11 protein-coding genes are annotated in these 12,908 nt (G+C 48.7%); all 11 read right to left on the bottom strand.

Annotated elements, in window-relative coordinates:
- Nucleotides 1-283: 283 nt before the first annotated feature.
- Nucleotides 284-1,984: a serine/threonine-protein kinase gene (locus SGI97_02355; GenBank protein ID MDZ4722738.1), complete on the bottom strand. Its 1,701-nt coding sequence runs from the start codon at nt 1,982-1,984 to the stop codon at nt 284-286.
- Between the two features lie 78 nt (nt 1,985-2,062).
- Nucleotides 2,063-2,917 (bottom strand): T9SS type A sorting domain-containing protein, encoded by an 855-nt coding sequence (locus SGI97_02350; protein ID MDZ4722737.1) that lies wholly within the window; start codon nt 2,915-2,917, stop codon nt 2,063-2,065.
- Nucleotides 2,918-3,317: 400 nt separating this feature from the next.
- Nucleotides 3,318-4,772 carry a PDZ domain-containing protein gene (locus SGI97_02345; protein ID MDZ4722736.1) on the bottom strand — a complete coding sequence of 485 codons (1,455 nt, stop codon included), beginning with the start codon at nt 4,770-4,772 and terminating at the stop codon, nt 3,318-3,320.
- Nucleotides 4,762-6,150, bottom strand: coding sequence for a trypsin-like peptidase domain-containing protein (locus tag SGI97_02340; protein ID MDZ4722735.1), 1,389 nt, complete (start codon nt 6,148-6,150; stop codon nt 4,762-4,764). Before SGI97_02340 ends, SGI97_02345 begins: the two co-directional genes overlap by 11 nt.
- 229 nt (nt 6,151-6,379) lie before the next feature.
- Nucleotides 6,380-7,246 (bottom strand): toast rack family protein, encoded by an 867-nt coding sequence (locus tag SGI97_02335; protein MDZ4722734.1) that lies wholly within the window; start codon nt 7,244-7,246, stop codon nt 6,380-6,382.
- A gap of 63 nt (nt 7,247-7,309) precedes the next feature.
- Nucleotides 7,310-8,554: a polymer-forming cytoskeletal protein gene (locus tag SGI97_02330; GenBank protein MDZ4722733.1), complete on the bottom strand. Its 1,245-nt coding sequence runs from the start codon at nt 8,552-8,554 to the stop codon at nt 7,310-7,312.
- 29 nt (nt 8,555-8,583) lie between these two features.
- Nucleotides 8,584-9,531 (bottom strand): DUF4097 family beta strand repeat-containing protein, encoded by a 948-nt coding sequence (locus SGI97_02325; GenBank protein ID MDZ4722732.1) that lies wholly within the window; start codon nt 9,529-9,531, stop codon nt 8,584-8,586.
- A gap of 39 nt (nt 9,532-9,570) precedes the next feature.
- Nucleotides 9,571-10,140, bottom strand: coding sequence for a sigma-70 family RNA polymerase sigma factor (locus SGI97_02320; GenBank protein MDZ4722731.1), 570 nt, complete (start codon nt 10,138-10,140; stop codon nt 9,571-9,573).
- 143 nt (nt 10,141-10,283) lie between these two features.
- Entirely contained in the window at nt 10,284-10,760 is a 477-nt protein-coding gene (locus SGI97_02315; GenBank protein MDZ4722730.1) for an SRPBCC domain-containing protein, read from the bottom strand.
- Between the two features lie 45 nt (nt 10,761-10,805).
- Nucleotides 10,806-11,279 (bottom strand): SRPBCC domain-containing protein, encoded by a 474-nt coding sequence (locus SGI97_02310; GenBank protein MDZ4722729.1) that lies wholly within the window; start codon nt 11,277-11,279, stop codon nt 10,806-10,808.
- A gap of 294 nt (nt 11,280-11,573) precedes the next feature.
- Complete coding sequence (locus SGI97_02305; GenBank protein MDZ4722728.1) at nt 11,574-12,110, bottom strand: hypothetical protein; 537 nt, start codon at nt 12,108-12,110, stop codon at nt 11,574-11,576.
- Nucleotides 12,111-12,908: the final 798 nt, after the last annotated feature.

Genomic DNA, 12,908 nt, shown 5'->3' with positions numbered 1-12,908 from the left:
GAAAAGATAAGAGGAACTGAGATTGCCGTCCGCCGCGGCGGACCCGCCGTGGAGGGTCATGCCGAAGACGGCACTTCTTGCAACGACATGTTGTGATATTTGTTTTGATTTGGGGGTACCCCGACGCTTGCGGTGGAAGGTGGGTTCTCACTCTTTGTGCAGGCCAGAGACGGCCGGCACGAAGATATTTTCAGTTCTTCTGATATTCGTTGGTTGAAAGCTTCTCAGGTCGCGACATCTTCCTTCTGTTGAATTGCGCTAGAAACTAAGTTGGGAATTGGAATTAAAGCAGCAGATAGACAATCGTCGCGACGGCGCCCACGGCCATACCACCGGCTCCTGCCACAGCCCAGAGCGGCCACGAACCAGACTCGGGTTTTTCTTCAACCACATGGTTCGCAGTGACTTGGCGCACACGACGCTCGGTTCTCTGGCACTGGAACTCATCCCAATGGGATAACAGCTCCTCACATGTTTTATAGCGGTGGACGACTCTGACAGCCAGTAGGTGTTGAAGCATCGCGCTTATGGCCTGAGGGAGAAGCATTTTGACATCGTCGAGTCGAAGGGTATCGGCTGAGTCATATTGCGGTGTGCGACCTGTGATAAGCTGATGAATGATAACGCCCAATGCGTAGATATCTCCTTGGCGGGAGAACTTATGTTCAGGACAGCCATACCAGTTTTTATGTTTGAGGCCATCGTAGTGAACGGGCAACCCGAAATCGGTTATCTTGATGGTGTCATGGTTATCAAAGAGGATATTTGAAGGCCGTATGTTGCCGTGGATGATATTATTTTTATGGGCAAAATCGAGCCCGGCGGCAATCTGAAGCCCGATTGCCATTCCCCGTTCCCAGTCATATTTACGCGCCATTCGGTCGTCCAGCGATCCGCCAGGAGCGTATTCAGAAATAATTACCGTATTCTTTCCTTCTCCGCCAGAGCCGAGAATATTGATGATATTTTTGTGTTTGAGGCTTGCCAACAACTTGGCCTCTTTTCGGCCAGACTCCCCTTTGTTATGCTTTTTGATGACATAGAGTTTTTTGGAGACCCGGTTTTCCACCAGAATTGTCGAGCCGAATTTGGTTTCCTTGATGGTGTCAAGGTGGCGGCATTTTCCAGTAAAGCTGTCGGTCCCACTTATAGAGAAAGAATCAGTCGCCTCCCGTCCGCCACCGGCGATGACTTCAAGAATGGCATTCTTCAGATCAACTGCGGTCTGGTAGCGGTCTTTTGCTTCCTGAGCGAGGCATTTCTGGATGATTTCATCAAAGGCCTTATTGAGACCAGGGACAAGCTCAGAGGGGAATTTGAAATGACCAAGCGGCTTTTTCCCAACCAGTATTTCGTAGATGATTATGCCTACGGCATAGATGTCTGTTGTCTGGTCGACATTGGTCGAGCTGACTTTTTGTTCCGGCGACATATAGGCGAGTGTTCCCATGACGACCTCTGAGGAGGTCAAATCACCTTCAGGCGTCCCGATAATCTGAGCAATCCCGAAATCGGCGACACGGGGGTTTCCTTCGCGGTCGATGAGGATATTCGCTGGTTTGATATCCCGATGGATAACACCATTTTTGTGGGCATAATCGAGGGCTTTGCAGACCTGGGCTATCATCTCAAGTTTTGCATTCACTGGGATTTTGTTTGAGTCAATGACTTCGCGAAGCGAGGTCCCATCGATAAATTCCATAACAAAATAATAGCGGCCACCACTAGTTCCCCGGTCAATGACATGGACGATGTTGGGGTGATTGAGCTTGGCGATAACCATCGATTCCCGCTCGAATCTGCGCACAATATCCGGGTCATCGGTGAGTTTGCTCGACAGGATTTTTATGGCAACATCGCGCCCGAGCGACTCCTGACGCCCTTTGTAGATTTCGGCAATTCCCCCCTGCCCGATCTTGCCGGAGAGGATGTATTCGCCAAACTGTACTGTCTTAGGTTCTTTGACCGTTGTCGCTTCCATCATTTTTACCACGCGTAATATAAAATAAAACAGGGAGAGCGCATGCTCTCCCTGATATAGTCGGCAAAAAGGGCGGAAGGATTATTTCATCAGAAGCATTTTCTTCGTTTTGACATCTGATTCTGTGGCGAGTCTGTAGAAATAAACGCCGCTGGGCTGTTCCAAGGCATCGAAATTGACCGTATGAGCGCCGGCTTCCTGTCTTTTGTCTACGAGGGTAGCCACGCTCTGTCCAAGAATGTTAAAGACTTCGAGCTTAACCTGGCCTGCCTTAGGGAGTGAATAGGCAATCTGTGTAGTCGGATTGAACGGATTGGGATAATTCTGGGCGAGAGCAAATTCCAATGGAATAAGGCCGTTCCCATCGTCGATACCGGTGGCGATTTGAATGGTGACGCTGCCTCGTTCAAACCCCGGAAGATAGGTTATAAGGCCAGCATTATCAGAAAATTCAACCCGGGTCGGAACGGTGATGTTGCCGATCTGGAGGCTGAGATTGAGAGAGTCTACTGGTATAACGGATGGGGGCGCTATTGGCCCAACTGAAAAATGCAAGGTAGCGATAAGGCCCGTCTCTGCTGTAATTGTCGGAACGCGAGTGACATTCAGACTTGGATAAAGAAAAAGTTTAGCAATTTTCAGAGAGTTGTCTCTCATAATATCTTTGCTGAAATCTACGCCAGCGAGGGAGTTGGTATAGGAGACCGAGTCCAAATTCAAATGGACCGAAGGAAACTTTATAGGGATGGACATAGCCGAAATTGAAGCGTTATTTGATTTAAGGCGGATTTCAACGGAAACCTTGTCTCCGGGCTCGGCAATGACATTATCAATAGTGACAACGCCGGTATAGGCGTCTGGATCAGCCGAAACTGAGAGAGCAAATCCTAAAAGAAGGGTTAGCAAAAGACTGAGTTTCTTGAACGTTCGAATCATATTCGCCCTTTCGGTTACCGACAATTTTTATTCTTTCCTCGAAGCAGATAACTTATGGAAGTATCTCTGCACCCGTCAGGGCAAACCATGTGCCGATGACATAGTTTAATAAAAAGCATACTTGCCAAACTAAAAACGACATGATGAACACCCACAAAATGTTATAGTTCAACAACATGGAGGCGCTAATCGGGTGTTGCTGTCTTTTCATTCTTTGTACGTCCAGAAAATTATGGCGAGTATCTGCTGTTTTTGCTTCGAGGTTGTAATGCAACTGGGTGCAATATAACGAAATTTGGCTGAATGTCAAGGCTCAGCTGTTGGGGGTTGAGGTAATGATATTCAAAAAAAGGAGAAGATTTCTCTTCTCCTTAATGGACTTTGTGGACGTTAGAAGAACCTAAGTCGTCTTTACTTTCACAAACATCGTCTTGTTATCCCTCCAGACGAAGAAGATTATTTCATCAGGCTTCTCTTCCTCGATCGCCGTTAAGGCCGCCTCGGCTTCGGCAACTGAGGTAGTCGGGGTAGAACCGATGCGCTGGATAATATCACCCATCTGAAGCCCGCCGATATGAGCCTGGGTGCCGGATTTGATTTTTGAGACGACGACACCTTTGAAAGTGGACTGATCAAGGTTATTAAAGGTAAAGTCTGCAAAGACCATCTCACGAACGGAGAGTTCGAGCGGTTTATGTTCATACTCGGCGGCGTCAAGGGCAGAAATCGGCGCCTTTTCGAGAGTTGTCGGGATTGTAATTTCTGCCGCATCGTCACCGTTTGGTCGAAGGACGCCAAAGGTGACTGTCTTTCCGGAGCCCATTTCGGAAATTCGTTTCTGGAAAACAGAGACACGTTCTTCGCGGTCAACAAGTATTGGGGAATCATCAATTTTGTAGATGACATCGCCGACTTTGAGACCCGCTTTTTCGGCAGGAGAGCCAACGATGACGTCATTGACAATTATCCCGCCCTTGGCATCGAGCTTAAGAAACTCCGCGATATCAGGCGTCAGGGCCTGCAGAGTGATACCCAGCCATGCCCGGTCTACTTTGCCGCGTGTCGGAGGATTGGTAATCACAGTGGATAGCCGCTCGCCAGTGATTACTCCAAGCAGAGGGAAATCAGAGGTTTCGTACGAGTCAAGAAACCCTCCGGCATCGTTGGTTCCATTGCCCGGATCGGTAAGAACCCCGACAACACCAACCGGATTGAGGCGGCTGTCATAGAGCACCGAGCCAATTTCCATTGGACCAAAGCCTACGGTCAGCGGAAATATCTCAGGAGACTCAATTATGCTTGAAAGCATGCCAATGTCTGCCGCCACCGGAGGTGAGACAAATTCGGGAAGCAGCATATAGGTCGCGAGCCATGTTCCAAGAGTGAAGCGAACTTTGGAAGCAAATTTCACCGGAGTAAACTTTTGATCGCCCTTAGATGTGATTTTGACAAATCCAAGTTTTGTGAAGCGATCGACACCGATAAACTCAGCCGACATCTTGTCGCCATCGAGAGTTTTCACCTCGATTTTGGTCGGAGTTGTCCTTATGCTCAGTCCGGATAGAGCTGAAAAGGCATTATCGGTATCAAGGAAACCGCCATCAAAGAGCACGACCCCGTCAGTTGAAACTATCGTACCCAGTACCCGCTGTTTTTGTTCGGAGGTCTGGGATCCGAAGGCAAGCTCGACTCGTATTTCAAGGATAACTGTGTACTCATTCATGGCTTTGCCAAGTCGTTCAAAGTCAAAATTCTGGGCATGGGCGGATGCGGTCACTGCACAGACAAAAAGAAAGGCGAGTACCAGTCGCATGTGTTTCATTTTCGAATAGTTGTATGTTCTGTTATTTGCCATCTGTCAGCCCCAATTCCTCTTTTACTCTTTCCTTTTCAATGTTAAGAACGGCCAGTCTTACGCCGTTCCTGCGTTTGATGGTCAACAGTATTTTTTCGGCTTTGCTCTCGACGAGAACCGTATACTCTTTGATAAAATCGGCAAGGGTGATAATGGGGGTTTTGTTAATCTTCACAATAACATCGCCTCCCCGCACGCCTGCTCCATCGGCAACCCCGACCGGTTTCACTCCGGCAATCATTACCCCAGTCGAGTCCTGAAGCTGGTATTCGATCTGCATCTGGTGTGTGACGCCTTTCACGGTAAAGTCCCATTCACCGGACTCAAAATCCTCTCCTAACAGGTCTCCCAACGAACGGGGGATAACAGTCAATATTTGTTCCTGATCACCGCGAAGTACCCGGAAATTCATAGGTTCACCGGGGGGCTGAGAGGCAATTCGGTTGTAGAAGGGAGGCAATTCCTCAACAAAGCGGGCTGATACAGAGCGGTCATCGACGGCCAGAATAATGTCACCGGCCTGCAGTTGTGCTTCTTCGGCCGGTGAACCGGCATCAACAGAGGCGATAAGCACACCGGTATTGGCTTCTGTGCCAAAATAACTCTCGAGCTCCTGCAATGCCTGGCAATCAACACCTATCCAACTTCGCGATACCTTACCGTCGCGCAGGACAGCCTCGGTGACTTGTTTGACAATATTTACTGGAATAGCAAAGCCGACATTGTTCGCAAGAAATGCCGCTCTCGAGTTAATACCAACTACCTTGCCAGTCATATCAACAAGCGGTCCGCCAGAGTTTCCGGGATTGATTGCGGCATCGGTTTGTATCCACAGGTTATATCGTCCTGTTCGCTCTCCTGATGGAAGCCTGATGTCACTTGAGAAATACCTGTCCTTGGTTGAGATAACTCCGGCGGAAACGCTACGGGCAAGCGACAATGGCGATCCCATGGCGAGTACCTGCTGTCCGACCTGGAGAGAATCGGAATCACCCAATTGGGCTATTGACAGCTTCCCATGATAGTTTGTAAGATCGAGTTTTATAATAGCAAGGTCAGTTGGCGGATCTCCGCCGATATAGGTCGCTGGGACTTGTTCTTTGTCATTTAGGGTACAAATAATTCTCTCGGCTTTTCCAGCAACATGATAGTTGGTGACCACATAGCCATCGGGATGAAATATGACCCCTGAGCCGATAACCGCCTGCTTTTTTAATTCGCCAGTATTGAAATCTTTTATCACCGGCTGAATGTGGACAAGAGCCGGAAGGACATTATCTCGCGCGCGGAAGATCTGGTCCTGAATGCTCTTGGTTGCGGTCTGCCCCGAAGCGATAGTAAGGCACATCAGCCACACGGCTACAACTCTTCGAATCATCAATTCTCCTTAGTATGTAAGACTGAATTCGACCAAGCGTATTGATGATAGGGCTGAATTTGAGCTATGTGCCCCATGCGTTTCCAAGTCAATACGGAATGTCGGCCACTCTGTTTATCTCTTCAACTTTCTGTCTGATTTATACTTCAGGAAGGCGCTGGAACATACAAAAAAACCGCCTTTAGAGGTGGTTTTCTCAAATTTAGACAAAAGCACGGCCTGCGCGACGTTATCTCCAGCGGACATCGACCGAACCCATCCCGACATCGATTCGCATGACAATGCGGTTTTTGGCGGTATCAAAGCCGGGGGATTGATAAGCATCGCGGCCCGCTTTTTCCAAGTCTTCGTTATAAAAATCAACCGATGAGAACCAGTTGTCTCGGTCAGATTCAATCCGCACTGCAACATCAGCCGGAAGGAATATGTCAGCCGAACCCATTCCGACAGAAATATCGATTTCGGACTCGCCGGTATAAGTGCCACGAAGGTCAAGCTCGACAGAGGAAGCGCCGCCCTCGTACCGCATCCTCTGAAAATTCGCATTGCCTATATTGCGAAGGTCAAGAGATGTCGCGCCGGCATTGATAACCAAATCTTCCATCCTTTGGGGATTTGGACGAGAGAAATCAATCACACCAGACACGGCACCAAACTCCATGTCGAGGGCGGTAATCGGGAGTCCGCCGAGGTCGAAATTTGCTTCGCATGCTCCCATCTCCATATTCAATTCCATCGGGTATTTTTCCGAGAGCGTTACATCCCATTCATTCTCCGTTTCATCGGAATCATAATTGCCGTTTCGATTGCGATGGGTCGACTCAAGAAGGAGATAGCCTGTCCCATTTTTATTCTCATACGAATGCTCATAGCGTACCGATTGAGGGGTGTAATAAACATCGGCCGTGACCACTTGAGCCATGTCCTTTGGCTGTATAGTTACCGACCCTGCCGCGAAATCGCAGTCAATAATCAGTTTGGATGCTCCCGAGGCATCAACGGTAAATTGTTCGCGCTTGGGGTCATCGGCGTACAGCACGGCTGTGCTTATTAGACAAATGGTAAATAAGAAAATGAATTTTGATCTTCGTGACATTGTGGACACTCCTCTTCTGCCTGTGTGATTCACTATGCTATACTGAAAATTCCGGCAGAAGTTTCATTCTTCTGGCGAAGAAGACAGCGGGGCGCCGGGAGGGGAGTTCAGGCGGATAGGGGGACGAAGTTCGGTTTTCTGGGGAATAATCGTCGCTGGTGTCGGTATGGGCGGGGGAGCGGGGGCAGGGGCCTCACCATACCCGGTGGCATGATTTTCACTAAAGCTGACATACGGTCGGGATCCAAAGCGCGTCAGCACACTTGCTCCAATGCCTGTCAACAGGGGGAAAGTGGTAATCAGTATCGCAGATACCAGCGATGTCACGCTCACAAACGTGCTGAGCCCGCTATCACTGCTCCCGAATGCCAGCGCGACCAGCCACCAGATAGATAGAAAAAGAGCAATGCCTATCATCGTCAGGGGCAGCGGGGCGAGCGGTTTTTGCATCCATGACGTTGTCGCTCTCTCGCCAAGCCATTGCCCGAAACTGACTACCCCAAGCACGATAGCAAAGTAATAAACGAGCGGGACGAAGGGTATGGCGAGAATGCCGACGATGGTTATTGCCAGAAGTAAAAAGATAATCGGCATGAGAAAGATGAAAAGCAGCCCGATAAGATAGGCTTTGGCGCGATAGTGTGTGACACAGCGGTTGATATTGGCCACTTGTCTTGGCATAAGGGTCACAACGATGAATCCGCTGAAGAGAAAGGCCAGTGTGAATCCGAAAACAACCCATAGGCCATCATAGGTGAATTTTCCTCTGAATATATCGAGTGGCAGTTCGACCGGATCGGTCAACGTCTGATTGCCCTTCACAACGCCGCCCGGTTTCACTTCGATGTCCGGCGCTTTTATATCGCCATCGACCCGTCCTGATTCGGTCACCAGCACCCGTTTGTTGATGGACTGAATGTTTCCCTTGGCCCAGCCTTTGACGGTTATTGTTCCGAGGGTGATAACATCCGCTGTGACATATTCGTCGTAGCCGATAAGCACAGAATTTTGTAGAGGTGCGATAATTTTCTCTTCGGTACAGCGGGTGTCCGCCGGCTCGATACGTCTACGCTCAGAAATTCGTTCAACCGAACGCGTATCGGGAATAAATTTGGCCTGCTCGAAATCGTAGATCCAGCGTTTGCCGGTTGTATCGGCGGCGGTCACGCCATCGGAGTTCAATTTAATCTGTTCAAAGACCTGGCCATCTGCGCCGTTTTGAGCACGCAGAGGCACAGTGCCGAGAATAAATAGCCAAAGAATGGCCAGCGGGGTTACGCGAAATAGTTTTTTGTAAAAAGACCTCACGTACAACATCCTATGTTTAAGCGGAAAAATTAAAACTGGGCGACACTCACATCGCCGCTGCCGGAACGAAGCGCGATTTTAATGCCGCCTTCGCCAAACGTACCAACAATTTCCTGTTTCGACATCGACCGGATTGCGATTGGCATATCAGTCGAAATATCGCCCGTCTTCGAGGTAATCGCGAGGACTCCAGACGACCACTCCGGGATTATGAGACTTATGTTCCCGCTTGCCGTCTCGACAAAACAATCGCGAGAACTCTCAAGACTTGTCTGGAGGTTCACCCGCCCGGTCACGGTTGTTATATCAAGAGCTCCGCGATCCTGGACGATATCTACATCTGCCGACTCGGTCTTGAGCCGGATGTCCCCTTCAACATGCTTGAGCATAATCGCCCCGAGCGCTTGTTTGATAGTCATCGGGCCGATGAGAAATTCTCCTGAGGTGGAACCGGAACCGTTTTCAATCTCGATTTTACCTTCAATACTGTTCAGTTCAATCGTCGATGCCGAGGATCGGATTTGGAAGCCTCCGGATAAACCTGCCGCCGTAATATGACCGCTCGTGTTGGTGATTTCCACATTGCAGCCTTCGGGGACAGAAATATTCCAATCAACATCCCCAAAAGAATCAAAATGTCCCGAGCCGATCATCTTCTGCCAAAAGTTGTCGCTTTTATTGAGCAAGCGAAGGTAGTTCGTTGTAACGGTCACAGAGCCATTCTCTTCTTCAACTTTAATTTCAATATGGGCCGCAACTTCTTCAGCTTCTTCGTTATTTGTTGCATCCACTCTTTTAATGGCGTCAATTGTTATCATTCCTGATTCGTTTACACTAAAATGGGCATCGCCGCCAATATATGTCAGTTTCAGACTTGACGTCTCTTTGACCTCTACAGCTTTCTGGTACGCAAAAACAAACTCTTTTGCATTCAGGCTGGCGCCAGAGAACAGAATCGGAAGGATAATCAGTGTCATATTGCGATTAAAACATTTTATCACGGCAGTCACTCCTCGTTAGATATTTTTTAGCTTCTTTTTCAGAAGCTCCCGGGCGCGGAAAATACGCGCTTTAACGGTTCCGACCGGGATATCTAATAAATCGGCAATTTCTTCGTACGATTTATCCTCTTGATGCCTGTGAATGATGACTTCGCGGTATTTGTGGGGAAGTGAGCCAATTGCTTCCTCGATGGTAAATTTCTGCTGTTTCTTCTCAAGGTCCATCTCCGGATTGTAAGAGTTATCGGGAACCTCAATCTCCACAGAGCCGTCCTCAGTTTCGAATGGCCGATCCAGCGACAAAGCCTGGATTCGGCGTTTTCGAAGGAAGTCTATGGATGAATTGGCCGCGATTTTGTACAGCCATGTCGAAAAGCGGAACTCTGAGCGATAGGAGGCAAGCGAGGCGAATGCTTTCATGAACGTTTCCTGCACCAAATCGTTTGAGGCATCGGAATTTCTCACAATTCGATTTATCACATGAAAGAGCGGTTGGCGATGACGCTCAACCAAATGAGCATACGCCTTCTGGCTACCTGCCAGCGCCTCTGCGATGATAATTGCCTCTTCTTCCTGTTCTGTCACTCGGTCTGCCCTTCATCGTTCATACGAAACCGGGCCCCCTCTGCTGCATAGCCATAGAGGAAAAGAATAACATTTCGGGCCAGCGATTACAAGCTAAAGTCCTTGTATGCTATGGAAGTGGGGGTTGTGAATCGTAGAAAGGATCAGCCGTTTATGTAGCCCTGCAAATAGCATGCTTTGTCGGTATGAGTTCGAAGGTCTATTCTGTGCTCCAAGAAGGCCTTCAAGTTCGTCAGAAAGAACGTCCAGCCCATGACACAACCCAGATGCATTTTCACTCGATCATCAGGGCTGTCTTTCATACCGTACTGATGAAGCTCGCAGAGGCTTCCGCCCGTAATCTTGGAAATACTGACAGAAACTTGCTCTCCATTTGGTCCGAACGGAAAGACAAAGAGCTTGTCTTGCTTTATATCTGTAACTTTGGTCTCATGCACATCGCCGCCTATCCATTTCAAATAAATCCTGCCGCCTTTGACGGGCTCAATAATCGAGACCTCGGTAAACCATTTGACACAAATTTTGTCGTCAATCCATGCGCGAAAGACTTTCTCCGGCGGCGCCGCAATCGCTATTTTATGAGTGAACTGGCTCCAGTCGTGCTTTTTTTTAACTGCCATGGAAATCCCTTTGAATCTGCTTCTCTGCTATGTCTGAGAAAATTATCAGCCGTTGATGTAGCCAGCCTTGTAGCTTTTGAGGAAGTCGTGACAGCGCAGATCAACTTTGTGTTCGAGAAATGCTTTGAGGTTGGTAAGAAAAAATGTCCATCCCTGCCTGCAGCCCAGATGGGTTTCGACAATCTCGGCCGGTGTGGTCTTAATGCCGGTCTGACGGAGCTCGATTCTCGTTCCTGTCTTGATTTTGGTAAATGTAATTTCAACTTCTGTTTTGTTAATAAACCCAATTCTGAGGACTCGGTCTTTTTTGATTTCCCGAATGGTCGTTGTCAGCTTATCGCCATCGAGATTGACAAGCGTGTATTCGCCGCCTTTTTGCGGGTCGACAGTGGAACCATAGGCGAACCACTTATTGATAACCTTTTCGTCTACCCAGGCCGCAAAGGCTTTGTCTGTGGGAACTGTTATTTCGATTTTCAGGGAGAATTGTGTCCAATCGTGGGGTATAGAATCGGCCATGAAATTACCTTGTAAAATTATTTTCGGTCGTGTCTCGCGGGGTTTGTTCTCATATACTCAAGCCGGAAGGGTAAAACACATCCCACTTTTCCGACTTGCTGTTGGAATATTAAACAATTTTTCTCTCAAGGACAACTAAAAAGAACGCATCGCTTGAGTGAATATCAAAACAGTCCGTTACTACAACTGGAAGCGTAGCTAAAAACGCACGTAGATCGGCATTTCTTGTAGTGCAAATTCGACCACGGGGGCAGGGCCGAATTTGCCTTACTGTGAACTGTCGATCTATTGTTTTTATTGGCCAGACGCCGGGGCCGCGGTGCGTTTTAACTGAGAAATCATGACGACCAGCAACGAAATCATCTGGTCTGATGTCCGATCTGGTCCGGTCAATTTGAAAAATACGTTTCCTTCAGGCGCTTCAACGACAACTCCAACCATACGGTAGTTTTCTTTTGGTGTGGTCTTGCCCGACATGGGCCCGCCGACAGAGGCATTGTATGTTCCCGCAACTTCAATTGTGTGAACCGGCAGACCATCTACTGTCATATGCTGCTCCAACGCCAAATCCTGCGGCGTGTAGTCCTCGGAAACTGACATCTGGTTGAGCCAGCGACTCATATTTTCCTGAATTCCTCCTCCGTTTTGCGCCCCAAAGTAGAAAACCGTCACTGTCGCAGAGTCTGACTCTCCCTGCACAGGACCAAAGATGTAGCTCGCGGCACGCATTCCGCTCGGTCCAAGGTCGCTCCATGTCAAGGGAGGACGAAAAGTTACTCCGGCGATATTGACCGGCGTACCATCGAGGACGATCGTTGTATCAAGGGCCATAGAAAATACAGATGTTGCTGGACGAGATGGTTTCTGTGCCTCTTGTTCGCCACTACAGCCAACAGCGGTCACAAATACCAATAGCGCAAATATGCAGTTCCATTTTTGAATTATCATTGCTTCTCCCTCTATCTCCCCGAATCTACGTGTAATATCTTTCTTATAGAGTTCCAATTTACGTCATGAGGGAGAGAATGCAAAGAGGAAAAAGTAACCATTTGTGCTTCAGAGGGTGTGAAAGAATCTTCTGCAGCCCACCTAACCGGGCATATTGATCATCTCGCACGCTGGTAGGGCGGGGTCCGTCTTCGAACCCGCCAATTGTATGACCGTCCGGTCATCCCACGACAGGCGGACTTCGGAAGCCTCAGCACTCACTCCTCGCTGTACGCTCGAAGTGACCAAGACTCGACGGAAAAGAATATGAGATTGCCACGCCTCGCCCCGCAATGACGGGGTTGAAATATCACCCCAGTCCGTCATAGGCGGAGGGTCCATCCTCTCTTTAATCTCGTACCACACTCCGCCGTGGCGGACGGTGTGATCTTTTCTTCGGTGCGCGACAGAGAAGTCCCGCACGAATATCTATCATGGATTCCGGCCTGCGCCGGAATGAAATTATAATCCCCCAGGCTCGGTTAAGCCTGAGGGGTTGTGAATAGAAGCAGAGGTAAAATAAGAAAGGGAAATCGATCAGATTGACCTTGCCCCCAAAAACCGGTCCAGCTGTTATGTTAGTAAATCTGGATTTTGAAGGAGGCCGGTATGAACAAGAAGCGGTTGCGCCCGGAACAGATC

Source organism: Candidatus Zixiibacteriota bacterium (genome assembly GCA_034439475.1).
Classification (GTDB): domain Bacteria; phylum Zixibacteria; class MSB-5A5; order GN15; family FEB-12; genus JAWXAN01.
Note: the sequence above shows the minus strand (reverse complement) of the source record. Positions and strands in the feature narration are given on the sequence as shown.

Coding starts and splice junctions, on each gene's coding strand:
- SGI97_02350 (MDZ4722737.1), bottom strand. CDS start 2,917: ATGATTCGAACGTTCAAGAAACTCAGTCTTTTGCTAACCCTTCTTTTA.
- SGI97_02340 (MDZ4722735.1), bottom strand. CDS start 6,150: ATGATTCGAAGAGTTGTAGCCGTGTGGCTGATGTGCCTTACTATCGCT.
- SGI97_02335 (MDZ4722734.1), bottom strand. CDS start 7,246: ATGTCACGAAGATCAAAATTCATTTTCTTATTTACCATTTGTCTAATA.
- SGI97_02310 (MDZ4722729.1), bottom strand. CDS start 11,279: ATGGCCGATTCTATACCCCACGATTGGACACAATTCTCCCTGAAAATC.
- SGI97_02355 (MDZ4722738.1), bottom strand. CDS start 1,984: ATGATGGAAGCGACAACGGTCAAAGAACCTAAGACAGTACAGTTTGGC.
- SGI97_02305 (MDZ4722728.1), bottom strand. CDS start 12,110: ATGGCCCTTGATACAACGATCGTCCTCGATGGTACGCCGGTCAATATC.
- SGI97_02325 (MDZ4722732.1), bottom strand. CDS start 9,531: ATGACACTGATTATCCTTCCGATTCTGTTCTCTGGCGCCAGCCTGAAT.
- SGI97_02345 (MDZ4722736.1), bottom strand. CDS start 4,772: ATGGCAAATAACAGAACATACAACTATTCGAAAATGAAACACATGCGA.
- SGI97_02315 (MDZ4722730.1), bottom strand. CDS start 10,760: ATGGCAGTTAAAAAAAAGCACGACTGGAGCCAGTTCACTCATAAAATA.